The sequence below is a fragment of the Mesorhizobium sp. M1A.F.Ca.IN.020.04.1.1 genome (genome assembly GCF_003997315.1).
In the GTDB taxonomy this organism is placed as follows: domain Bacteria; phylum Pseudomonadota; class Alphaproteobacteria; order Rhizobiales; family Rhizobiaceae; genus Mesorhizobium.
Map to the genome: position 1 here is coordinate 11,407 of NZ_RZSN01000041.1, position 25,138 is coordinate 36,544.

General features: G+C 62.1%; 15 protein-coding genes and 1 pseudogene. 13 read left to right on the forward strand and 3 right to left on the reverse strand.

Annotated elements, in window-relative coordinates; genetic code table 11:
- Window positions 1-11 precede the first annotated feature (11 nt).
- Window positions 12-1,388 (reverse strand): aspartate aminotransferase family protein, encoded by a 1,377-nt coding sequence (locus EOA49_RS11345; RefSeq protein WP_127239876.1) that lies wholly within the window; start codon window positions 1,386-1,388, stop codon window positions 12-14.
- A gap of 263 nt (window positions 1,389-1,651) precedes the next feature.
- Here EOA49_RS11345 and EOA49_RS11350 point away from each other — a divergent pair, with 263 nt between their 5' ends.
- The 3 genes from EOA49_RS11350 (at window position 1,652) to EOA49_RS11360 (ending at window position 5,262) form a co-directional block, all read left to right on the forward strand.
- Window positions 1,652-2,770 carry an NAD(P)/FAD-dependent oxidoreductase gene (locus EOA49_RS11350; protein ID WP_067328766.1) on the forward strand — a complete coding sequence of 373 codons (1,119 nt, stop codon included), beginning with the start codon at window positions 1,652-1,654 and terminating at the stop codon, window positions 2,768-2,770.
- Between the two features lie 166 nt (window positions 2,771-2,936).
- Complete coding sequence (locus EOA49_RS11355) at window positions 2,937-3,725, forward strand: enoyl-CoA hydratase-related protein (RefSeq protein WP_095825005.1); 789 nt, start codon at window positions 2,937-2,939, stop codon at window positions 3,723-3,725.
- A 1-nt stretch (window position 3,726) separates the two neighbouring features.
- Complete coding sequence (locus EOA49_RS11360; protein WP_278053314.1) at window positions 3,727-5,262, forward strand: 3-hydroxyacyl-CoA dehydrogenase; 1,536 nt, start codon at window positions 3,727-3,729, stop codon at window positions 5,260-5,262.
- Window positions 5,263-5,354: 92 nt separating this feature from the next.
- On the opposite strand, the gene EOA49_RS11365 is transcribed toward EOA49_RS11360, so the two are convergent.
- Both EOA49_RS11365 and EOA49_RS11370 read right to left on the reverse strand, forming a co-directional pair.
- The gene (locus EOA49_RS11365; protein WP_067328760.1) at window positions 5,355-5,969 is read right to left on the reverse strand and encodes a Crp/Fnr family transcriptional regulator; all 615 of its coding nucleotides are present in this window, start codon (window positions 5,967-5,969) and stop codon (window positions 5,355-5,357) included.
- 575 nt (window positions 5,970-6,544) lie between these two features.
- Window positions 6,545-7,102, reverse strand: coding sequence for a hypothetical protein (locus EOA49_RS11370; protein WP_127213737.1), 558 nt, complete (start codon window positions 7,100-7,102; stop codon window positions 6,545-6,547).
- Window positions 7,103-7,513: 411 nt separating this feature from the next.
- Between EOA49_RS11370 and EOA49_RS11375 the strand changes: the two genes are divergently transcribed.
- The 10 genes and pseudogenes from EOA49_RS11375 to EOA49_RS33405 form a co-directional block, all read left to right on the forward strand.
- On the forward strand, window positions 7,514-9,604 hold the full coding sequence (locus EOA49_RS11375; protein ID WP_127239875.1) for a polysaccharide biosynthesis tyrosine autokinase: 2,091 nt from the start codon (window positions 7,514-7,516) through the stop codon (window positions 9,602-9,604).
- 21 nt (window positions 9,605-9,625) lie between these two features.
- Window positions 9,626-10,189 (forward strand): transcription termination/antitermination NusG family protein, encoded by a 564-nt coding sequence (locus EOA49_RS11380; protein WP_095802267.1) that lies wholly within the window; start codon window positions 9,626-9,628, stop codon window positions 10,187-10,189.
- 271 nt (window positions 10,190-10,460) lie between these two features.
- A complete protein-coding gene (locus tag EOA49_RS11385) occupies window positions 10,461-12,209 on the forward strand; it encodes a hypothetical protein (protein WP_245460602.1) in 1,749 nt (582 codons plus the stop codon).
- A gap of 184 nt (window positions 12,210-12,393) precedes the next feature.
- Window positions 12,394-13,614, forward strand: coding sequence for a glycosyltransferase (locus EOA49_RS11390; RefSeq protein ID WP_095825010.1), 1,221 nt, complete (start codon window positions 12,394-12,396; stop codon window positions 13,612-13,614).
- A 136-nt stretch (window positions 13,615-13,750) separates the two neighbouring features.
- The gene (locus EOA49_RS11395) at window positions 13,751-15,115 is read left to right on the forward strand and encodes a polysaccharide biosynthesis/export family protein (RefSeq protein WP_245460604.1); all 1,365 of its coding nucleotides are present in this window, start codon (window positions 13,751-13,753) and stop codon (window positions 15,113-15,115) included.
- Between the two features lie 27 nt (window positions 15,116-15,142).
- The gene (locus EOA49_RS11400; protein ID WP_245460605.1) at window positions 15,143-17,326 is read left to right on the forward strand and encodes a type I secretion system permease/ATPase; all 2,184 of its coding nucleotides are present in this window, start codon (window positions 15,143-15,145) and stop codon (window positions 17,324-17,326) included.
- Window positions 17,326-18,672 carry an HlyD family type I secretion periplasmic adaptor subunit gene (locus EOA49_RS11405; protein ID WP_164746864.1) on the forward strand — a complete coding sequence of 449 codons (1,347 nt, stop codon included), beginning with the start codon at window positions 17,326-17,328 and terminating at the stop codon, window positions 18,670-18,672. The genes EOA49_RS11400 and EOA49_RS11405 overlap by 1 nt, the downstream gene beginning before the upstream one ends.
- Before the next feature lie 60 nt (window positions 18,673-18,732).
- Window positions 18,733-19,686 carry a sulfotransferase gene (locus tag EOA49_RS11410; RefSeq protein ID WP_127241303.1) on the forward strand — a complete coding sequence of 318 codons (954 nt, stop codon included), beginning with the start codon at window positions 18,733-18,735 and terminating at the stop codon, window positions 19,684-19,686.
- 72 nt (window positions 19,687-19,758) lie between these two features.
- A complete protein-coding gene (locus EOA49_RS11415; protein WP_245307672.1) occupies window positions 19,759-21,264 on the forward strand; it encodes a lipopolysaccharide biosynthesis protein in 1,506 nt (501 codons plus the stop codon).
- A 151-nt stretch (window positions 21,265-21,415) separates the two neighbouring features.
- Window positions 21,416-25,138, forward strand: a pseudogene (locus EOA49_RS33405) (hypothetical protein); the annotation flags it as partial.

Genomic DNA, 25,138 nt, shown 5'->3' on the forward strand with positions numbered 1-25,138 from the left:
TGATCGATGGGTCAGTCCCGTGGCCGCACCTGCGGCAGCGCGGCCTCGAGCGACCGTTCGAACGCGTCGACCAAAGCGTCGACCTGAGCCTCGGTAATGATCATCGGCGGACAGAAAGCGATCGCATCGCCCATGTTGCGCGAGATCACGCCGTTGTGCTGCATGAACCCATTGACCAGCGCACCGAGAGCCGCAGGCTTGCCCCATGGCGCCTTGCTCGCCTTGTCGGCGACCAGTTCGACGGCGGCGATCAGGCCGACGCCACGCACCTCGCCCACCAGTGGATGGGAACCGAGCTTGCGCAGCCTGGCCTGCAAATGCGCGCCGACCGTGCGCGCATTGCCGACAAGGTCGCGCTCCTCGATCAGCTTGAGGTTTTCCAGCGCGACGGCCGCGGCTACAGGATGACCGCCGCCGGTGAAGCCGTGGCCGAAGGTGCCGATGCGATCGCTCTCGTCGGCGATCGGTTCGAAAACCTTGTCGTTGATCAGCAGCGCCGAGATCGGCAGGTAGGACGACGAGATCTGCTTGGACAACACCATGATGTCGGGCTTGATGCCGAAGGTCTGCGAACCGAACATCTCGCCGGTGCGGCCGAAGCCGCAGATGACCTCGTCGGCCACTAAAAGAATGTCGTATTTCGACAGCACCGCCTGGATTTTTCCCCAATAGCCGGCGGGCGGAATGACCACGCCGCCGGCGCCCATGATCGGCTCGCCGATAAAGGCGGCGATGGTTTCCGGCCCCTCTGCGAGGATCAGCTTTTCCAGGTCGTCGGCCAGACGGCTGGAAAACTGCTCCTCGCTTTCGCCGGGCTCGGCATCGCGCCAGTGGTGCGGCGTCGAGGTGTGCAGAATATTGGCGATCGGCAGGTCGAAGGACAGATGATTGTTCGGCAGCCCGGTCAGGCTTGCGGACGCGATGGTGACGCCATGATAGCCGCGCTTGCGGCTGATGATCTTCTTGCGCGTCGGCTGGCCGAGCGCGTTCGACCGGTACCAGATCATCTTGATCGCCGTGTCGTTGGCCTCGGAGCCCGAATTGGTGAAGTAGGCCTTGCTCATCGGCACCGGTGCCATCTGCACCAGCTTCTCGGCCAGATCGATCAGCGGCGAATGCGCCTTCGAGCCGAAATCGTGGTAGAAGGGCAGCTTCGACATCTGCCGCGTGGCCGCCTCGACCAGTCGCTTTTCCGAGAAGCCGACGGCAACGCTCCACAGGCCGGCCATCGCCTCGATATAGCGGTTGCCGGCAATGTCCTCGACATAGACGCCGTCGCCCTTTTCGATGACCAGCGGTCCCGTTTCCTGATGCTTGCGGGCATTGGTGTAGGCGTGCATGTGGTAGCGGATGTCGCGGGCTTCAGGGGAATTCGGTCTGGCGTCCATGATGGCTCCTGTCTGCGAGTGTAGGACCATCTCGCTGGTCGAGAAGTCCGAAATTTGCCCTCGTGTCTGAGCTGTGATGCATCATCGCGGGTTCAAGCCGCAAGAGCCGCCCTGTCACGATCGATAGCGCCATGGGAACCTGGCGCATGGTCGGTCTCGGAAGCGGCGGCGGGCACATCATTGCCCGACAGCAATGGACAACAGCCAGATGATCCTTGAGAAAGGGCTGTGAGGCGCCGCTCGCGCAACCGAATGGACTGGGCATGGAACGGGTTGACTGCGTGATTGCCGGTGCCGGCGTGGTCGGCCTCGCAATCGCGCGCGGCCTTGCCGCGCAAGGTTTCGACACGCTGATCCTCGAAGCGGCGGATGCCATCGGCACCGAGACGAGCTCGCGCAATTCGGAAGTCATCCATGCCGGCATCTATTATCCGCAAGGCTCGCTCAAGGCGCGGCTCTGCGTGGCCGGACGCGAGATGCTCTATCGCTACTGCGCCGAGCGCTCGATTCCGCACCGGCGCTGCGGCAAGCTGATCGTCGCGACCGATGATGCGCAGGAGCCGGTGCTTGCCAATATCCGAGCCAATGCCGCGGCCTGCGGTGTCGGTGACTTGCGTTTCCTCTCTGCCGCCGAGGCTCACAAGCTTGAGCCGGCGCTGCATTGCACCGCTGGCCTGCTTTCGCCCTCCACCGGCATCATCGACAGCCACGCGCTGATGCTCGCCCTGCTCGGCGAAGCCGAGGGCGGCGGTGCGATGCTGTCGCTCAACACCCGCATCGTGTCGGGCCGGATCGAAGCCGACCGCATCGTTCTCCAGACAACCAGCACGGGAAGCGGCGAAGATTTCGAGATCGCCACATCGCGGCTCGTGAACGCGGCGGGGCTCGGCGCTGTCGCCCTTGCCGGCTCGATCACAGGATTCGATCGCCGGTTCCTGCCCGGGCTTCGCTACGCCAAAGGCAACTATTTTTCAGTGGCGACGCGAGCGCCCTTTTCGCACCTCATCTATCCCGTGCCGGAGCCCGGCGGGCTTGGCGTCCATCTGACGCTCGACCTCGGTGGCACGGCGCGCTTTGGGCCTGACGTCGAATGGACCGATGCGCTCGATTACCGCGTCGACCCCGCACGCGGCACCCGCTTCTATGCTGAAATCCGCAAATACTGGCCGGAACTGGCCGACGGCAGCCTGCAGCCGGCGTATAGCGGTATCAGACCAAAGCTTTCCGGTCCCGGCGAAGCCAACAGCGATTTCGTCATCCAGGATACCGGGACGCATGGCATCGCGGGCCTGGTCAATCTATTTGGCATCGAAAGCCCCGGGCTGACCTCGAGCCTGGCCATCGCCGAGCATGTGACGCGCATCTTGCTGGAGCATCGCTAAGGGACATCGGAGCTCGAGCGAAAGCATGACGCTGAGAAGCCGGCTCCGGCCTGCGGACCGCCCCGATCGCACCGGCCACAGCAAACAATGTCCTTGCGGGCTTCGCGGCTGCTGACCATAGTTCGGGTATGAAATTGAGTTTCCCTGTTAGATTCCGCAGCACGAAATGAATTCCGCGAAAGACTCCCTCGTTGTCGTCGAGAGCCGCCCTGTCGAGAAGGTGGGGCTGGTCGAAATCAATCGTCCGCAAGTGCGCAACGCGCTCAACCTCGAAGTGCGGGAGAAGCTGGCCGCCGCCGTGGCAAGCTTTTCCGAGGACACGGAAATCCGCTCGATCGTTATTGCTGGGCGCGGCGGCAACTTCGCTGCAGGAGCCGACATAAAAGCGTTCGAAAAGCTCGGCTCGGCCGACATGCTTCTGCAGCGCACCCACCGCTACTGGGACGCGATCGCCAGGTGCCCGAAGCCGGTCATTGCCGCGGTCGAAGGCTTCGCGCTGGGCGGCGGGTGCGAGCTTGCCATGCACGCCGACATCATCATCGCCGCACGGACAGCCACTTTTGGTCAGCCTGAAGTCAAGCTCGGCTTGATGCCGGGCGCCGGCGGCACCCAGCGCCTGCTCAGGGCAATCGGCAAATACAAGACGCTGATGCTCCTTCTCACCGGCGACATGTTTTCGGCCGAGGATGCCGAGCGTGCCGGCTTGGTCAGCACCCTGACGGATGAGGGCCAGGCCTTGCAGCATGCGCTGCAAATCGCTGAGAGGATCGGCCGTCTTCCGCCGCTGGCCGTCGAGCAGATCAAGGAGGCGGTCGTCAACGGCGAAGACGCTCCGTTGGAAACCGCCTTGAGGCTGGAACGCAAAGCCTTCCAGCTGCTTTTCGATACCGCGGACAAACAGGAGGGCATTGCCGCCTTCCTGGAGAAGCGCGGACCCTCGTTCAAGGGGCGCTGACTTGGCAGGCGCGGGAGGGGAGCCCACCAGTCGGATCGGGAAAGCCGGTGTCGTAGGCGCCGGGGTGATGGGTTCCGGCATAGCGGAGGTCCTGGCGGCGGCAGGCATCGATGTGATGATGGTCGATGATGCCCCCGGAAAGGCGGCGGCGGCCATCGAGCAAATCGCGTCGCGTCAGCGCGCCAGGGCAGCCGCCGGCAAAGTCAGCTCGGAGGTAGTCGAGAAGCTGCTCGCCCATATCGAACCTGCCGAAACACTTGGGCGACTGGCAGGCGCCGATCTGGTGGTGGAAGCTATTGTCGAACGTCTCGAGCCCAAACGTCAGCTCATCGAGGCGCTGGAGACAATCGTCAGGCCGGACGCCATCATCGCGACCAACACCTCTTCGCTGTCCGTCACGGCGATCGCTTCCGCGGCCAAGCGACCTGAGCGGATTGCCGGCTACCATTTCTTCAATCCCGTGCCCGTGATGAAACTGGTCGAGGTCGTCTCAGGAGCTCACACGGCGCCTGAGGTGGAGCACACGCTGGTCGAGCTTGCGGCCCGCTTCGGCCACCGGCCCGTCGTCGCCAGCGACACGCCCGGCTTTATCGTCAATCACGCCGGCCGCGCCTTCGGCACCGAGGCCCTGGCCATGCTGCGGGAGGGCGTGGCCTCGATCGCCGAGATCGATGCGATCCTGCGCGACGCCGCCGGCTTCAGGATGGGCCCCTTCGAATTGATGGACCTCACCGGGCTCGATGTCTCCCACCCGGTGATGGAGGGTGTCTACAACCAGTTCTATCAGGATCCGCGTTACCGCCCTTCCGTCATCGCGGCGCAGCGTGTGGCTGCGGGCCTGCTCGGGCGCAAGACCGGACGCGGCTTCTATGCCTACGACGGCAGCCGGCAAGCCGTTCCGCCCGCATCGACACAGCCGGCGGAGACCGCCGGGATTCCGGATCGCGTCACCGTTCTGGCCGACAATGACACCGGCGAAATGCAAAAACTGGTCGCGTCGGCCGGCGCCACTGTTTGCGGTCTCCAGGATCAGGCGCTAGGGCGGGACGGCCTCATCCTCGTAGGGTTGGAGGGGCACGATGTCGCCGGCGCAGCGATGCGTCTTGGCCTCTCATCTTCACTATGCGTCGGGTTCGATCCCTATTTCGGCCTGGACCGTCACGTCACGCTCGTCGCGTCGGCGGCGACATCCGATACGGCCAGGAGCGCCGCCCTCGCGCTTGCCAAAAGCGCCGGCCGCAAGGCGACCCTGGTGAGCGATAGTTGCGGCGCGGTCTGCCAGCGCGTGGTCGCGATGATCGTCAATATCGGCAGCGAGATCGTCGAGCAAAAGATTGCATCGGCGGCGGATGTGGACGCCGCCGTACGGCTGGGGCTCGGCTATCCCCACGGACCTCTGGAGTGGGGCAACAAGCTCGGCCCTGCCCGCATTCTGCGCATCCTGGATACGATCCATGACCGCACCCGGGATCCTCGCTACCGCGCAAGTCTTTGGCTGCGACGGCGCGCCGAATTGGGGCTTGCGCTGGAAGAATAGGCTGCCGGAAGGAGACGATTTGGCCCTAACGGTTTGGGCAGTTCAGCACTTCCGCGCGCTGAACTGCCCGTGCCAGGCCTGAGCGCCTTGCATCAGCTTGAAATGTAGGACCGATCAAATCCGGCTGTTTTGATCAGTCCCGGAAGATCGTGCAACTCGACGACCCCGTAACGGAATGAGGCCAGGGCGGTCTGTCGCAACGTTTTCAACACGCGACTCACATGCACAGCCGAAAGTCCCAATGCATCGGCCAGTTCGCCCTGGGTCAGCGGGCATTCAAAGCGGGCCGGATAGCTCGTTGCCGATCGATGTGAGCGGCAGGCCAGTTCGAGAAGGAAATGGGCCGTGCGCTCAACGGCACCCCTTCTGCTGACGCTTGCTAGGTGTTCCGCAACCCTTGAATATCGATCCGCCTCAGCCCGCAGGATTGCTTCGCAGATGGACTGCGGATAACGCGCAGAACATGTACGGACGGGGCCGGCCAGCTCAATCGCGATAACGTCCGAGAGGGCCGTCACCGTATCGCCCGCTTTTCCGGCGAACTCGATCACCGCAATTTCGCGAGGAAGCGCAAAATCGACGATGAGACGTGAGCCATTCGGCAATGTCTTCGCAAATGCCGCCCAGCCGGCGATCATAATCAGAATAGAGGATTTGGTGTGGTATTCGCCTGCAATAGTCGCGTTGGCCGCATAGGTGCGGCGCACGGCTCCTGGCAGTACAGAGATTCCCCTCTCCCAGCTTGCGTCAGCAAGCGTGGGTCCTTTCACCAATCCAACTTGCTTCGATAAGTTCATTTCCCCGAATCGCCCAAGCCCATGATCCACCCCCCCGGGTCAACCTGAAGCTGCAACTATCGACTAGGCAAAAAGTTCCATCTGTCACCTCATCCGAATTGCAGCGCAGTCTACCACCTTTTGGTACAACCCTACACCCTTGGTATATTAAAGTCGCTCAGGCAGCACAGCTTTGGCTTGCAGCGCACGATGACTTCGGAACAACAGCTCGTGCCGCACCGATGCCAAGCAGCATGCCGCGGCGTGCCCGCATGCCGTCGAAATGCAGGCCCCACCGCACCGATCCCGCATACTGCGCCCGACAGTATCGTCTGGACCATCGCAAAGCCCCCGGCGAGAGGCCGGCAGGATCTCGTCGGAGCAAGGACATTACGCGCGACGCCGCGGATGCAGTGAAAAGTTGAACCGCGCTGCTGAGACTCGGTCCGGACAGGCTGCCCGAGAACCTGCCGCCGGAACACCGATCCTTGTCTTCGAACCTTTTGTCAGGGGCTCCCACCCGTCGATGAGGCAAAATCGCGCCCTGCCGATTGCGTTGACGCCGGAGCCGCGGATTCCGGTCGCGGACCGGGCGCTTGCAGCTCTTGCCAAGGCGGCCCTGGGATATATCGCGTCTCGCTTTCTGGATTGTCCGTCGCGCCGACCGCGACGGTTTGCACCATTGCTCCGGCTTCCGGCCTCCGGCGCGAACGCCTGACGCTGTAGGTCTGTCGCCGCTCCTCGGCGACTTCCAGGCCGTCTATTGCCGACGCGACCAATGCGAGGCGGTCCTCGATTTGCTTCATACGCCTCCAGGTGGAAAGCAAGGCCAATGAAACGAGGACGCAATAGGCGAGAAGGGCGGCGACCGCTCCCGCCCAATTCTCGATACCCAACAAAAGCAACATGACAGTGCCGATAATGACGGCAAGCGTCCCGTAGCCCAGCTGCCGGCCCTTAAGAAGAAGCATCAGCGGCAGGGTTGCCGCCAGCAGAAGAATGACCCCGGGACCGTCGAGCACCCAACCTGCAAAACTCGGAACGACTTCGCTATAAGTGTCCATGTCAACCTCAGAACTGCCGAGGCCGGCCGCTTCTCTCATCGTCAGGAGCATCCTTGACGATCGTAGCGTTGTAGTGGACCTCCCTGAAGGGCGAGAGGAAGGTGTCTCGGCGACTTCTTAAAGCTCGGAGAGGCATACGGGGTAGACCAGATCGACCTTTAGCCGAGTTACTACTCAATAATGGTAATGGCGGCGATGTCCGCGAAGCTGATATGTTTCTGCCTTACCGGTGACGCGATCGGTGAGTGGGCGCAGAAGAGCGATTTGGACATGTCGGCGGGACACCAACCCTTACGATTCATGCGTTTGAGAGCGCATAACGGCTAGCTGCCCGACCCATTTTGAAATGAACGCCATTCAGCCGACGCTGAAGGGCTGGGAGTTGTGCTGTCGATCGTGAGGATTCGGGAAATGGCCAGTCCAACTGATAATCCGAGGATGATTCGGGAATTCCTGCCCCTCGACGTCAGGGAAGTCTTCGATTTCTTTCTTCGTCGGTGGAAGCTGGTGTGCGGAATTGCCGTCATCACTTTCACACTGTTTATGGCTGCCGCATATACTCTTCCGACAACATACACCGGCGTCTCTCAGATATTGCTCGACGCTCCGATCGACTATATGACTCCACAGGATTACTCCAATTCCGATTTTTCTGACAATCCAACATTCATTGAAAGTCAGATCGCTGTCTTGAGGTCTGCGTCACTTCTTCAGCAGGTCGTCGACAGCCAAAAGCTGGCGGAAGACCCCAAGATAGGACCGGGAGCATTGGTATGGCTCCAGAACGCGCTGGGAGTTTCGCGCGTCGGGCTTGGCAACGTCATTGAGCTTGATGTAGGCGCCTACGATCCGGAAAAAGCGGCATCGCTCGCGAACGCGATTGCCCAGGCCTATGTGGCAGATCGAATAAGGTCCCGTTACGAAGGGGTCCAGAAGGCCTCCTCGTGGCTCAGCGATCGGGCCGCCTATCTGCGAGCGGAGCTCAGCCGCTCGGAGCAAGCTGTCCAGAAGTTTCGGATCGATCACAATCTAGTAGCGACGCAGGCGGGCAGCTTGACTGACCAGCAACTGTCCGAGTTGAACGTCGCCCTAATCAATGCTCGCGCCGAGTTGTCCGAGAAACGTTCGCAATATCAGCAAGTTAGCAAGGTACAGGCTGCCGGAGGCGACATCCAGTCGATTCCGGACGTGCTGCAGTCGGTGGTGATTAACGCGCTCAGGGCTCAGCTCTCCGGAGTGACCCGGCGGGAAGCCGACCTCAAATTGAAGTATGGCGAGCGGCATCCCGAGGTCTTGTCCGCTCAGGCCGAGCGCCGCGACATCGAGGGACAGATCGCCGCCGAAGTCCAGCGCCTGATCGGCAATCTCAAGAACGAGGTCGACGCGGCCGAAGCTCGGGAGGCTTCTCTGGCTCGCGCCCTGGACTCGGTATCCAACCGCTCCGAAATCGAAGGTCAGGTTGGCGTCCAGTTACGCGATCTGGAGAGGATCGCGGCCGCGAACAAGGAACTCTTTGAGACGTTCCTGTCGCGCGCCAAGCTCACCGAGGAGAAATCCACCCTCCTCAACAGCGGCGTGCGTGTAATCACCGATGCCAGCGTTCCTGGCGCTCCGAGCTTCCCAAACAGGCCTCTTTTTGCGGCTTTGGGTGTGGTTTTCGGCATCTTCTTCGGGGGCGCCGGCGCCGTTCTGCGTGAACTCTTCGCTTCTGGCTTCATGGCAAAGAAGCAGATCGAGGAAGAATTGGCCGTTCCGGTTCTTGCGTCGATGCCAAGGATGTCAGGCTGGTCGAAAGACGTCCATGCTCAGCCTGTGGCCTATCTCGAGCGCAAACCGCTCTCCAGGTACAGCGAAGCGGTGCGGCGGCTTCGCCTCGGTATCCAGGCCACGCCGGAACTGGACCGTTCGCCGCGCCTGGTGCTCGTGACATCGGCGATGCCCGGCGAAGGCAAGACAACGCTGGCATTGAGCCTGGCTTGCTCGGCGGCTGCCGACGGCGAACGGGTTCTGGTCATCGACGCGGACTTGCGTCTTTCGGCCGCCACGGCCTTCTTCGGCATGGCTGACAAGGTCGGATTGGTCGATCTCCTGACCTTGCCGGTGAAGGCCGCAAACGCGATCCATCTGGACGAACGCTCGGGCATATCCATGCTGCCCGCAGGAGCAAGAACCCGCAACCCGCCTGCCCTTCTTGCTTCGGCGCGAATGCGCTCGCTGCTTGAGGAAGTTCGGGGCAAATTCGACACGGTGATCATTGACGCACCACCCGTCGGACCCGCGGCCGATGCCTCGATCCTGGCCAGGCATGTCGACAAGGTCGTCTTCGTCGTGAGGTGGCGGGAAACCTCGCGCGAGGCCGTTGCCGAAGGAATTCGACATCTTGGCGATCGGTCCAAGCTTGCCGGCATTGCCCTGACGATGGTGGACGAACCAAAGCTGCCCAGATACGGCCGTTACACGTCGCTCGAAAGCAGTGTCTCGGACAGTTACTACCTCAATTAGGGAAAGACACAGTATTGCGTCATGCTGCACACTAACTTCTGCAACAACGGTTTTCCTGACTCGGCGGACAAAAGTCACGGCGGCGAAGCTGCGCGCTGGTGCGTGGTCCAGACGCACCAGCATTCCGAGAGCCTTGCCGAGCGGCACCTGCTATCGCAGAACTTCCGGACCTATCTGCCCAAGCGCAGGCGAACCGTCCGGCACGCCCGCAGGGTCAGGACCGTCTCCAGCGCGTATTTCGACTGCTATCTGTTCGTCTCCCTGGCTGTCCATCAGCAGAGCTGGTACCCGATCAACTCGACCGTGGGCGTCCGAAAGCTCGTCATGAGCAAGGGCATGCCGGTACCGGCGCCTTATGGGGTGGTTGAATCCTTGATATCTGCAACCGATGAGGACGGGATTTTGCACCCGGACATCCTGTTGAGGCCGGGCCAGAAAATCAGGATCATAGACGGGCCATTTTCGGACCAGCTCGGGGTACTTGATCATGTCGGAAGCGCCGGAGCGGTCAGAATCCTTCTCGACATCATGAACCGGTCTACTCCTATCACTATTGATCGGGACAAGTTGTCGATAGTGTCTTGAAACTAGCCGGTGAGTTTTTACTCACCGCTTTCGTTACACAGATGCCGAAATACTCGGCAGGGAGTGATGAGTTGGCACCCAATTCACCCTCGGTGCGGTAGCCTGCGAAGGTCACGTCAGAACCTGCGGGCCGGCACTGAGACGATTGGTCGTTCGACATCCCAGGAACACCAGCCCACCGAGGGGCTTGGACTTACCGCACGCCAGTTCCACGACGTTTCGGCGACGACGAGCGAGTGATGCTCGCCCGCGACCAATCACGAGAAATCTCTTGCAAACACCACGCAAGTCCAAATCGGCAGCCTTCCCTCCGGCCGCGGCCGGAGACCTTCGGGATCGTCTGCAGCCGCAGCAGTATCGACGCTGGGCTACGGAGGCCAAGGCGGAGATCGTGGCGGAAACGTTGGCGCCGGGAGCGAATGTTTCAGCGTCGGCGAAGACTCTTGGCGCGGGCGCATTGGGCAGCCACTCAGGTGCAGCGCCGTATCAAACTGACGGAGACGCTCCTTTCAGGCCGATTGAAACGGCGCCGGCACTGCCGATTGCCAGCGAACTGTTTCGAGCACTCAATGAAGCTGGCGTGAGGTACGGAATTATTCAGGATCTCGCGTCCGTGCACGACGGATTTGCCGGCCGGGATGATCTGGATGTCCTTTTGGACAAGCATGACTACCCGCTCTTCTGCTCCATCGTCTGTCAATTGCACGGCCGGCGCGGCGTGAGCCTCTCCTGCTACGATAATGTCTGTGCCGGCAGAGAAGACTGGTTCCTGCCTGACTTCACGCATGGCCGCTATCTCCATCTCGATATGCATATCGGTGCCCGCATCGGCCGGGAATTTCGCAAGCGCTATCCGGCTTTCGATTATGCGACGATCACGCGATGGGAGGCGATTTGCGTCGACGGAGTATCGGTTCCGGTGGTCTCTCCCGAAGACGAGCTTCGAATAGCGATTGCCCGCTTCGCCTTCCGCGCCTCGGCGCTTCCATGGAGGCAATGGATCACCCTCGACGAGGGTTGGAAGCAGCACTTTGCGCGCCTGCCGTCCACGTCGGACGAGCACGGCTTGCAGGTCGTCGACTGCACGTTTGACGGCGCAAGAACGGTGCGCTGCAGGTTCCTGCAAAGCGCCGACGCCTTGGCCGCCCACCGCGGAGATCTGGCCAGGCTGCGGCGTTCGATCCGGGAAATGTGTGGTTACACGGGACGCCCCCCTATCGCCGATGCGGCGGTGCATCTGGTGCGCAAGACCTGCTATCTCGCCCTGAGATCCCTCCACCGCTTGCTGCCGGGGCGCTTTCCACCGAAGAGACGGCCCGCAGCTGGTGGATTCGTGGTGGCCTTGATAGGTCCCGATGGCATGGGCAAGAGCACTCAGGCTACCCGGCTGAGGCAGATATTCGGGTGGAAATTCGGATGTGCCCAAGTCTATGTCGGAACTGGCGATGGCAATGGATGGCGGCTTCGCAAGGCACTGCAGGCCGTCGTCTCTCCCCATAGACGGCGCCTGAAGTCCCTGGCCCAGAACGATGGCAACGATTCCTCCGGCCGGGCTTGGTCGAAGGGAGGACTTGTCGCCGCCGCGTTGGCGTTTTGGGCGGTTTTGATCGCGTTTGAGCGATACGCTGTGGTGAAACGCGCACATCGATGGTCGACGCGCGGCATGATCGTCATCTGTGACCGGTGGCCGCAGGCGCTCGGCAGGGGATATCTGGACGGGCCGACCATTCCCGCTCGCCTGTTCTCCGTCCCAGGCCTGTCAGTTCTCGCCCGGCTTGAGCAGCGACTCTACGAGAAGATGGCGGAACGCCGCCCACACCTCGTTTTGCACCTCGTTTCAGACTTTGCGGTCTCCGAACAGCGAAAGCCCGGGGACATCAGGAAAGAAGCGTTCGACGCGCGGCTATCGCTGATGGCGGAACTGCGAGCGAAGGACAAGGATATCCGGACCGTTGACGCCAGCGCCGGCATAGAGGCCGTCGGCCAAGAGTTGTTCAGGCATATCTGGCTGTCTCTCTGAGAGGCAAATCGGGCGGTCCAACCGCCCCGCATCATCCCCGACGTGCAGCTTTTACGCGATCGCACCGAACCACAGGCGAGCCCGGCCCGTGCCCCGAAAGCCGCGGAAGGCGCCCGGCGATACTCCCGCTCGATCCCCTCGATCTCCCGCCGCTTCGGATTTCATGTCCCTGAGGTACAAGCAAATGAAGATCGTCCATGTGATCACCAGACTGCTTCGAGCCGGCTCCGAGGAGAACACGTTGGCTTGCTGTCTCGCTCAGGCGCGGCACGGCCATGAAGTGCTGTTGGTTCATGGCGCGGAATACGACCCGAGGTTACGGGCATCCCTTGCCGGAGCCCTTCGACTGGTGACGCTGGAAAAACTCATCAATCCGATCTCGCCGTCCCGCGACGTTTCCGCCTTCAGGCAACTCACCCGCCTTATGCGTGATTGGCGGCCCGACATCGTGCACACGCATCAAAGCAAAGCCGGCATTGTCGGCCGCCTCGCCGCCAAGGAAGCCAATATCCCCGGCATCATACATGGCGTCCACATCTTGCCTTTCGTGCATGTCGGCCGCGGGCAGAGGCTGGTGTTCCTGGCCGCCGAACGCCTGGCCGCGAAGTTCACGCGCGCTTTCATCGATGTCAGTCAGGCTATGCGCGACATCTGCATCGCCAATCATCTGGGCAGCCCCGATCAGCACCATGTCGTCCATTCCGGCTTCGATCTGGCACGCTTCGCGAACGCGCGATGGCCGCAAGATCCGCATCTGCTCCTGGGGACGGCTGCCGGGGAGCCAAAGCCGCCGGTGGTTCTGATGTTGGCCGCGCTGGAACCGAGAAAACGCCACGTCGAGTTCATTGAGGCATTCGGCAAAGTCGTTGACCGAGTTCCAAACGTGCGACTGCTCCTCGCCGGTGACGGACCGGCGCGTTCGGACGTTGAATCGGCGATTGAACGATCCCGGTTCGCAAACAACATTCGCATGATCGGCTACCATAGCGAGCCCGAACGACTGATCAGCCTGGCGGACGTGTGCGTGCTGACCTCGATGCGAGAGGGATTGCCTCGCGTCATGATGCAGTATTTGGCCGGCGGTCGAGCCAGCGTGGTCTCGCATTTGCCCGGCGTGGAAGAGGTTGTCCGCCATGGCGTGAACGGAATTGTGACGCCGGCCGAGGATGTGGGCGCCGCGGCGGCGGCTGTCGCCGGTCTTCTCGAGAACCAGCAGCACCGCACTCAACTGGCCGACGGCGCGAAACGCACCGACCTGTCGTCCTGGGGGCTGGACGCCATGTGCGAAAGCGTCGAGCAGATTTATCAATCGGTGCTCGAGCCCGCCCCTTCGGCCGCGAGGCCAAACGAGGCGAGAATTCGCGACCGCCTCGCCGGGCAAACCTTCGGGCTGCACGGATTTTGATCAGCCTTTGCTGCTCCGATGGAGTTCGCAATGCAGGCTTACTTCTCGAACCATAGGAAGAACCTCGTGTCACGCTCCCGCCGGCGAATGTCGGCGGGCCCCGATGGCAGCAGGCTAGACAACCGGAGTACCGACGATGCGTATGCGTGTTGACCAGCAATTTCCTTCCAAGCCTCTGCGCATGAAGGACTGGTGCCGATGGCTAATTTCCAACTTCGAACCCGCGGTCGGCAGCATGCTCGCAATGATCGGTGGGCTTGCCGTTGCCATTGTACTGCTCACCGCAAGTGCCTCCCGCGCAGATGGATACACCTTCGACACCGGTGACATCCTGCGTGTGTCCGTGATCGGCGAACAATCCTATCCGCTGGAGGTCGTGGTCGATGATCGGGGCTCGATCTCGCTGCCAATGTTGGGTGATATCAAAGCGCGCGGCCTGACCACCGTTGCCCTCTCGCAGGCCATCCAGCAAGCATTTCAGCAGCAGAAGCTGATCCTCCAGCCGTTCGTGAAAGTGGAGATCGGACAATACCGGCCATTTTTTATCTCCGGAACGGTGGCCCACCCTGGATCCTATCCGTTTCAACCCGGAATAACGGTTCGCCATGCACTCGCTATAGCAGGCGGGTTTCGCGCCAGCGCTGTGGGCAACACGGAGCCGGCCCTGGAAATAGCTGATCTGCGAAGCGCGCGCTCAAACCTGGCGCTTGAAGAATATCGCCTGAAGGTCCGTCTTGCTCGGCTCCAGGCGGAAAGTCGACTGGAAAAGTCCTTCGTCGCTCCTCCCGATTCGCCCGTCGAGTTTGGCGGGCAATTGATTGACGGCATCATCGCGTCCGAACAGCAGCAGCTGGACGCCCGCCTTGCCGCGTATCGGGATGACGTTTCCTACCTGGAGGCCTCGCTGGATCGGGCGAAGAAGGAAGCGGCCATGCTAGCCGCGGCCAGGGAAGAACGTGAAAAGACCGCGAACATCCAACTGCAAGAACTGCAGTCTGCCCGGTCTCTGCGGGAAAAGGGTTTGATAACGAACTCGAATGTGTTGACGGCGGAACGAGCACATACCAGCTATCGGGCTGAACTGGCGCAGACGGAATTGCAGCAGGAACAGGCGCAGCAGGCGATGCTGAACGCTGAAAGCGAGCTGCGAAAGAAGCACCAAAGTCACGAAATGGAATTGATCGGCCAGACCCAGGACGCGCAAGTTGAGCTCGGAAAAATCCAAAGTCAAATCAGATACGTGGCCGACAAGCTTCTCTTTATCTTCACTTACGGCGAACAGAGAACCTTCGACGACCTGCAGGGCTCGGTGAGGATTTCCATCTTCAGGCGCGACCAGAAGATCGCCCACGACATCGTCGCCGATCAAAACACGGAAGTGAGAGCCGGCGACGTCATCGAGGTTTCCGTCGTGGCCAACAAGGGGTTCTACGCTCCGGACTCTGGTACCTCTCCCAAAGTGCAAAATCCGGCCGTCCAGCGCAGCATGGTCGGCCAATAGAGCAGCAGATATCTTCGGAATTTTGACGTGATCTTTGGCACAGTATTGACGGCCTTTGGAGCGCGTCCCCGCCGGGCGAATTTCCATGCCAAGACGAAGCAGCGGCCGCCAAAGCGCCCCCGCACAACTGCGCGCCGCAAGAAGTCGAGCAAGGCCCCGCGCCGCCGCCTGATCGTCCGACTTCCCGCTGCAATCCTGCTCCTCCTCGCCGCCGCGCTTGCGGGTGCGGAGTTTCTGCCACGCTTTGTTGATCTCGCCAGGGTTTCGCAGACGCGACCCTGGACGGACCTCGTGGCTGGCTGGCGCTATTTTTACGACCTGCAGGCCCTGCTGGCCGGTCCGGGCGCCCTCCAGGTTTTCGTGGCGGTCGCGGCCCTTGGTCTCCTCATGGCAGCCGTCCGCAGCGCAAGGCGGAGACGAAGAAGCGACTTGCCCGGCGCATTCGCGAACGCCGGCGCCCCGTCCCCGACCAAGGAACCGGCGCCCGGCTCCGAACTGGCCAGTGCGTTGCGTTCATGCAAGGCAGCCTTCGCGGGCGTTGCGGTTTTCAGCGGCGTGAGCAACATCCTCATGCTGACCGGCGCAATGTTCATGTTAGAGGTCTACGACAGGGTGCTGCCGAGCCGCAGCGTCCCCACTCTGATCGCCATGGCAATACTGGCCGGCGCTCTGTTTGCCGGGCAGGCAGTCATCGACCTTGTGCGCGGCCGCATCATGAACCGGATCGGTGCTGAGTTGGACGAAGCGGTTGGGGGACGCGTATTCACCGCCGTTTCGAGGTTGCCCCTGTACATCGGCCAGCAGGGAGATGGATTGCAGCCGCAACGCGATCTCGACAACATCCGTACTTTTCTGTCGAGTGCCGGGCCTGGCACCCTGTTCGATCTTCCCTGGCTGCCCTTCTATCTGGCGATCATCTGGAGCCTTCATCCGACCCTCGGGACAACCGCCGCTTGCGGCGCGTTGGTGCTGGTGACGCTGACGGTCGCGACGGAGATCCTCACGCGCAGACCGATGGGCGCCGCGGTTCAAAGCAGCGTGAGGCGCAACAGCTTGGCCGAGGCCAGCCGCCGCAACGCGGAGGTGCTTCAGGCGATGGGCATGGGCAGGCGCCTGCACGACCACTGGCGCGAAGCGAGCCGCGAACATCTTGCGCTGCAACAGCGTGTCAGCGACATCGTTGGCGGTTTCGGCAGTTTCGCTCGCGCGTTGCGACTGATGCTTCAGTCGGCGATGCTGGGTGTGGGCGCCTGGCTTGTGATCGAGGGCGAGGCGACCTCCGGGATCATCATCGCCGGCTCCATCCTTGTAGGCCGTGCGCTGGCGCCCGTCGATCTTGCCATCGCCCATTGGCGCAACTTCGTCGGGGCGCGACAGAGCTGGAGCAGGCTGAGCAAATTGCTCGCCCGGTTGCCGCAGGACGCTCAACCGATGGCGCTTCCGGTGCCCGGGTCGAAGTTGACTGTGGAGCGCATCGCGATCGGTGCGCCGGGCGCGCAACGCATCATCGTGCAAGGTGTGGAATTCAGCCTGGATGCCGGCTCGGTGCTAGGCATCATAGGACCAAGCGGTTCCGGCAAATCGAGTCTGGTTCGCGGGCTGGTCGGCGCATGGCGACCGCTGGCGGGCCGTATCAAGCTGGACGGCGCCGCTCTCGACCAGTGGTCGTCGGAGCGGCTGGGCCGCTACATAGGCTACCTTCCGCAAGACGTCGAACTGTTCGCGGGAACGGTTGCCGACAATATCGCGCGCTTCGATCCCGGGCCGGACCCGCAGGCCATTGTCGCAGCCGCCCGCGCCGCGGGCGTCCACGAGCTCATCATCGGTCTCCCCAATGGCTACGAGACGCAGATCGGAGAGGGCGGAACCGCGCTTTCAGCCGGCCAGCGTCAGCGCATTGCGCTGGCGCGCGCGCTGTATGGCGATCCGTTCCTGGTGGTCCTCGACGAACCCAACTCCAATCTCGATGCCGAAGGTGAAATGGCGCTTGCCGCTGCCATCCTCGCAATCAAGGCCCGCGGCGGCATCTTAGCGATTGTGGCGCATCGGCCGAACATTCTCAGCACAGTGGATTTCCTGCTCGTGATGAAAGAAGGCCAGACGCAGATGTTCGGCACCAGGGAAAGCGTTCTGTCGACACTCTTGCCCGCGCCACAGACCGTGACCGCAGGCCTGCAGCCGGTTTTCAAGCTCACTCCGACACCTCGTTGATGGCTGACCCGGATTGGAATGGGGAAATGACAGCTGCCCTTTCGAACGTGTCGCTTTTGAACCGACGGTCGATCCGTCGCAATCTGCTGGGCGGCACGACCATCGTCGCATTGCTCGTCGGCGGAATGGGAGTCTGGGCCGGGACGGTGGATATTTCGGGAGCGGTGATTTCGCACGGCACGGTGGTCGTCGACAGCAGCGAAAAGAAGGTTCAACACCCGACCGGCGGTGTGGTCGGCAAGATTTTTGTGCGCGACGGCGACCGCGTCAGGGCCGGAGACGTTCTGGTCCAGCTCAGCGACACCGTTCCGCGTGCCAGCCTGGCCTACGTGACGAAGAACCTGGATGAGCTCTATGCGCGAAAATCCCGGCTCGAGGCCGAGCGTGACGGCAGCGAGCGCATCACGCTTGCTCCGATGCTTGTCGCGAGAATGAACGACCCTGAGATAGCTGCCACGGTGGCGAGCGAACAGCGGCTGTTCGAGCTTCGTCGAACCGAGGTGTCTGGCAACAAGGCGCGCCTGCGCGAACGCATCGAGCAGTTCGGGAAGCAGATCGAAGGCTATTCGGCGCAGGAATCGGCAAAGACGAAGGAGATCAAGCTGATCAACGACGAGCTCGTCGACATCCGCAGTCTTGTCGAAATGAAACTCACCCTCAAATCGAAGCTGACCGAATATGAACGTGAGGCGACGCGCATCGAGGGTGAACGGGCGCAACTTGTGTCGAGCATTGCGCAGGCAAAGGGAGCGATCGCCGAAATCGAGCTGCAGATCCTGCAGCTGGACAAGGAGTTTTCCAGCGAGACCGGGAGCGATCTGCGCGATGTCGAGGCCAAAATCGCCGAGTTCGAGGAGCGCAAGGTCGCCGCCGAGGACCAGCTGTCGCGCATTGATATTCGCGCCCCCGCCAGTGGCACGGTCCATCAATCGGCAGTCCATACCGTTGGCGGCGTGATCGGCGCGGGGGATCCGATCATGCTGATCGTGCCCGACACCGATGCTCTCGCGGTCGAGGTAAAGGCCGCACCCCAGGACATCGATCAGCTCTCGATCGGTCAGCGCGCGCTTCTTCGCTTCACGGCTTTCAACGTCCACACCACGCCCGAAACGGAAGGTATGGTCTCCATGATCGCGGCAGACGTGACGCGCGATCAGCATACCAACGAAATCTACTACACGGTACGCATCACCCCCGACCCCCACGAGCTGAAGAAGCTTGGAGCGCTCTCGCTGGCGCCCGGCATGCCGGTGGAAGCGTTCGTACGGACTGGCGACCGCAAGGTGCTCTCATACCTGATGAAGCCTTTGACGGACCAGATGATGCGTGCGTTCAGAGACCAGTAGCATCGCAGCTATCGTGCGCATCCGTGCATCCTGGTTGACCTTTAGCGATAGGGGCTTGTCATGACGGCAGCAGAGTTGAAACCTCCGATTTTTCTGATTGGCAACTACCGGTCGGGCACCACCATCACGCAGAAATTGATCGGGCTGCACCCGGATGTCGTCACCTGGTACGAGCCAAAAACATTGTGGCTCTATGCCGATCCGGCGCGCCGGCATGACGAATTTGTCAAAGCCGACGCCAGCGAGAAGGTCGTGCGCTACATTCGCAACCGGTTCCTCGACTATCAGCTGCGGAACGGCAACCGGCAAATCATGGAAAATACGCCCGCCAACGTCTTGCGCGTGCCATTTATCCACCAGATATTCCCAGAAGCTATATTTCTATATATTACAAGGAATCCGTTTTCCTATATAAGCTCCATGGAACTTAAGTGGCAGCGCGCAAAAAGTTTCAAAGGTCTTCTGCGACTATTGAAAGAAACGCCGGCCACACAAGTCCATTACTACGTGGGAGACGTCGTAAAGCAGATAGTCGCCAAGAGGATACTACACAGAAAATACACGTCGATCTACGGACCGCGCTACAAGGGAATAGATCGGGATTTGCAGGAGCATCAAAAATTGACAGTGATCGCGCGCCAGTGGGCGCGCGGCAATCGAATGGCCCGAGAGGATCTCGCCAGGCTGGGCGAAGGCCGCGTGCTGTCGTTTCGCTATGAGGATCTGATACAGGATCCCGAGTTGGTCTTGCGCCGTATCTATGAACATTGCGGGCTGCATTGCTCTGACGACATCCTTCGCGTGGCGAAGGAGATGATCGATCCCGGCCGCCAGCAGAAGTGGCTGCGCCTGGATGCGAACGAACTGGCGGCGATCATCCCCGAGGTGCGGGATGAGATGGGATTCTACCGCTACGAGATCCCCCCGTCCCTTCTCGTCGGGCATGGCTCGCGGCCCACGCGGGCGCCGTTGGCGTTTCAGCATGGCCATCCGAATATCCCCTCCCCCCGCTGATCGGTTCCGGGGAGATGCATGGCCGCCCTTCTTTGGTCGGTCGAGTAAGCAAGGCGGCATGTGGAGATTGGCGTGAGCGACATCCGGCGCGGGCTGGCAAAACGCAGTGTCGTAGGCATGTTCTGGACGGGCCTGTCCATGGGCGCCTTGGCGGTTGCCGAGCTTGTCGCCCTCGTCCTCCTGGCCCGGTTGCTCTCGCCCAACGAGTTCGGTCTCTACTCCGCGGCACTGATCGTCATCAAGTTTTCGGCCATCTTCCAGGGCCTCGGCATCACGCCTGCGATCGTGCAGCGACCTGTACTGGAGGAGCGGCATCTCCGGGTCGGATATACCCTGTCGCTCTTCCTTGGGCTTACCGTAACCGCTCTGGTATGGGCGTTGGCACCCGCTATTGCCGGTCTTCTTCGCCTGCCCGAGCTCACTCCGATCGTGCGTGCGGTCTGCTTCATCTTTCTTTTCCAAGGAGCCTCCATGGTGGCGCTGGCCTCGGCCCAGCGTGCCTTGCGGTTCCGTTGGCTCGCGCTTGTCGACGCGGTCGCTTTCGCCATCGGCTACGTGGTCGTCGGTCCAGTGCTGGCTTGGCTCGGCTTCGGTATCTGGGCACTTGTCGCAGCGATCCTGGTCCAGCAGTTGTTCCGCACGATCGTGCTGCTCGTCGGCCAGCGGCACCCGATGCGGCCGTTGCTCGAGCGGAGCGCGATTTTCGAACTGCTCTATTTTGGCGGCGGCTTCACCATTGCGCGGGTCTGCAACTACCTTGCCACTCAGGTGGACAGGCTTGTCGTGGGCCGCTATCTCGGCGCCGATGCGCTCGGTGTCTACGGTTTGTCGTCCCAACTCATGACCACTCCGGCGGTGATCGTCGGCCAGGTTCTCGATCGCGTGCTGTTCCCCACCATGGCGCTGGTCCAGGAAGAGCCCGTCAGGCTTGCGCGCGCTTATCGCAGCGCGGTCGCCGGTTGCAGCCTGCTTGTCCTGCCGGCCAGCGTGGTGGTGGCGATCGTCGCACCCGAATTGGTTCGGGTCATTCTCGGACGGGGCTGGGAGGGCGTGGTCGGCCCCCTCCAGATCCTGGCGTTCAGCATGCTGTTCCGCACGAGCTACAAGCTTAGCGATTCCGTCTCGCGGGCAACCGGAACGGTTTACGCCCGGGCCTGGCGCCAGGCTGTTTTCACCGTCGGTGTCTGCATCGGAGCCTTCATAGGGCAATTCTGGGGCGTGGAAGGGGTGGCGTTCGGTGTCGGCCTGGCATTCGGGGCCAATTTCTTTCTCATGGCGCAGCTGAGTCTCCGCGTGACCGGGATGACGTGGGCAAATTTCTTCCTTGCGCACCTGCCTGGCGTCGCGCTCGCCGGCGTTGTCGGAACCGGTATCTGGGCGTTCGTGGACTGGCTTCGCGCCCTCCATCTATCGCCTCTTCCGCTGCTCATCGATACGGCATTGCTGGCCTCTGTGGGGGGCTTGCTGTTGTGCTGGCTCCTGCCGTCGCTGTTCCTTGGGCGGGAAGGCCTGTCACTGTTGCGCCTGCTCGCGGCAGTCGTGCCCGCATGGCCAAGACTGAGGCAGGCAACAGACTGATCAGCGGCGGAACTCGAGGTCAGTTCCCAGGATCACGTTCTTCACGCGCAACGACGCCATCGCCTTGCTCGATCATGGGCTCAGCCTGACGCCCGATCGGGCACCGGGAGATTCCGTCGTTGCGGAGGAAATTTACGAGAGGAGACCGACTATGGCTGAACTATTCGAAGCGCGGCTGGCGGCCGCGGGCGATGATGTCGAGGAGAAAGGTTCCGGCTCGATTTCGACCAATGTCGACGATCTGGAACTGGGCTTTGCCAGCACGACCCGCCAGACGGTCGGCCTACGCTTCACCGGCGTCGATATCCCGCAAGGCGCGATCATCACCAGCGCCTACATCCAGTTCCAGGCCAATGAGGTGAAGACCGGCGCGACCTCGCTGGTGATCAAGGGCCAGGACACCGACGACGCAAGCGCCTTCACCAGCACCAGCTTCAATGTATCGTCACGGGCAACGACCGACGCGTCGGCGACTTGGACGCCGGCCCCGTGGACCACGGTGGGCGAGCAGGCCCTGGCCGAGCGCACGCCCGACCTGACGGCTATCGTCCAGGAGATCGTCAGCCGCTCGGGCTGGGCGGCGGTCAACGATATGGCGTTCCTGATCACAGGCACCGGCACGCGCACAGCCGATTCCTACGAATACAATCCCGCCAGCGCGCCGCTGCTGCACATCGAATATGTCTTGCCGGGATCCGGAAGTCCGGTGGCCTTCAACACTCCGCCCGACTCCAACCCCGGCGCCAACCAGATCGCCGAGCTCGCCGCGGCGGGAGCACCCACCGGGATCACAGCTTCGGCCACCGATCCCGATGCCGGCGCGACCGTCACCTACAGCCTCAACGACTCGCGTTTCGACATCAATGCCAATACCGGCGTCATCACGCGCTCGGGCACAGGCACGCTCGACTTCGAAACCCAGTCGTCCATCAATCCGACGGTGACGGCAATCTCTTCCGACGGCAGCACCGCCACCACGAGCTTCACCCTCGATGTCCTCGACAGCCCGGAGCCGATCGCGTTCAACACGCCGCCGGATGCCAACACCGCGGCCAACCAGATCGGCCAGAACGCTGCCGCCGGCACCGCCGTCGGCATCACCGCTTCGGCCACGGATCCCGATGCCGGCTCGACGGTCGCCTACACGATCGACGACACGCGGTTTGCCATCAGTTCCAGCACCGGCGTCATCACGCGATCAGGTACCGGCACGCTCAACGCCCAGTCCGAGCCGTCTGTCAACCTCACCGTCACCGCCACCTCGTCGGACGGGAGCGTCGTCACGCACCCCTTCACCGTCGCCGTCACGGCCGGCCAACAGCCTGTGGCCTTCAACACTCCGCCCGACTCCAACCCCGGTGCCAACCAGATCGCCGAGCTCGCCGCGGCGGGAGCAGCCACGGGCATCACGGCTTCGGCCACCGATCCCGATGCCGGCTCGACGGTCACCTATAGCCTCAACGACACGCGCTTCGCCATTGATGCCAATACCGGCGTCATCACGCGCTCGGGCACAGGCACGCTCGACTTCGAAACCCAGTCGTCGATCGACCTGACGGTGGCGGCAACCTCTTCCGACGGCAGCACGGCCAACAAGGTCTTCACCCTCGCCGTCCTCGACAGCCCGGAACCGGTTGCGTTCAACACGCCGCCCGATGCCAACACCGCGGCCAACCAAATCGGCCAGAACGCTGCCGCCGGTACTGCCGTCGGCATCACCGCTTCGGCCACGGATCCCGATGCCGGCTCGACGGTCACCTACAGTCTCAACGACCCGCGCTTTGCCATCAATCCCAGCACCGGTGTCATAACACGCTCGAGCACCGGCACGCTCAACGCCCAGTCCGAGCCGACGGTTGCGCTCACGGTCACCGCGACCTCGTCGGACGGCAGCACCAACACCCACGCCTTCAATGTTGACGTCACCGGCGGCAGCACGCCTGGGACTTTCGAGGCCAGGGTGGCGGCCGCAGGCGACGATGTCGAGGAGAAAGGTTCCGGCTCGATTTCGAGCAACGTCAGTGATCTGGAACTGGGCTTTGACGGCTCTACCCGCCAGACGGTCGGTCTCCGCTTCACCGGTATCGACATCCCGCAAGGCGCGATCATCACCAGCGCCTACATCCAGTTCCAGGCCAACGAGGTGAAGACCGGCGCGGCCTCGCTGCTGATCAAGGGCCAGGACACCGACGACGCAAGCCCCTTCACCAGCACCAGCTTCAATGTATCGTCACGGGCAACGACCGACGCGTCGACAGCTTGGACGCCGGCCCCCTGGACCACGGTGGGCGAGCACGTCCAGGCCGAGCGCACGCCAGACCTGACGGCTATCGTCCAGGAGATCGTCAGCCGCTCGGGCTGGGCAGCGCTCAACGACATGGCGTTCCTGATCACCGGCACCGGCACGCGCACCGCCGATTCCTACGAATACAATCTCGCCAGCGCGCCGCTGCTGCACATCGAATATGTCTTGCCGGGATCCGGAAGTCCGGTGGCCTTCAACACTCCGCCCGACTCCAACCCCGGCGCCAACCAGATCGCCGAGCTCGCCGCGGCGGGAGCATCCACCGGGATCACCGCTTCGGCCACGGATCCCGATGCCGGATCGACCGTCACCTACAGCCTCAACGATGCACGCTTCGCTATCTCCAATGCCGGCGTCATCACGCGTTCGGCCCTTGGCACACTCGACTTCGAGACCCAGTCGTCCATCAATCTGACGGTGACGGCAACCTCTTCCGACGGCAGCACCGCCAACAAGAGCTTCACCCTCGCCGTCCTCGACAGCCCGGAACCTGTTAAGTTCAACGCGCCGCCCGATGCCAACACCGCGGCCAATCAGATCGGCCAGAACGCTGCCGCCGGCACCGCCGTCGGCATCACCGCCTCGGCCAAGGATCCCGATGCCGGCTCGACGGTCAGCTACACAATCGACGACTCGCGCTTTGCCATCAATTCCAGCACCGGCGTCATCACGCGATCGAGCAGCGGCACGCTCAACGCTCAGTCCGAACCGACGATCGATCTTCACGTCACAGCCACCTCGTCGGACGGCAGCATCGCCACGCACACCTTCACAGTCGACGTCACCGGCGGCAGCCAGTTGCCGACATCGGTGACCTTGGCGCATACCATTCTGACTTCGCAGTGGTCGCCGCCGAGTCCCGATCCAACCGATATCGTCTATATCTCCCACCTCGGCACGCTGCTGGTGGCCGATAGTGAGGTGGAGGAGATGTCGATTTTCACCGGCAAGAATCTCTTCCAGATGAATCTGAACGGCACCCTGACGGGCACGCTCACCACCATCAATTTCTCCGATGAGCCGGCCGGGGTCACCTACAATCCGGCGAACCACCATCTCTTCTTCTCGGACGATACCGGCACGAAGAGCGTCTACGAGTTGAACCCGGGCAAGGATGGGCTTTACAACACCTCCGACGATATCGTGACCTCGTTCAGGACCGCCGCGTTCGGCAGTACGGACCCCGAGAGTGTAGCCTACGACACCAACCGCGGCGTGCTCTATCTCGAGGATGGCACAACCCATAGCATTTACACTATCGCTCCGGGCCCGAACGGCAAATTTGACGGCGTCCCAAGTACGGGCGGCGATGATGTCGTGACGAGCTTTTCTACACAATCGCTCGGCACCCCTTCTGACGGCGGCATCGCGTATGATCCCGTCCACGACCTGCTCTATGTCATCGTGTCACGCACCTCCGTGGCAATGGTGACGCCAACCGGGGATTTGCTGGGCACCCTCGACATCTCCGCGGCCAACGCGAAAAAGCCGGCGGGACTTGCGCTGGCGCCGAGCAGCGACGATCCGAGCCACCAAATGAGCCTCTATGTCGTCGATCGCGGCGTGGAC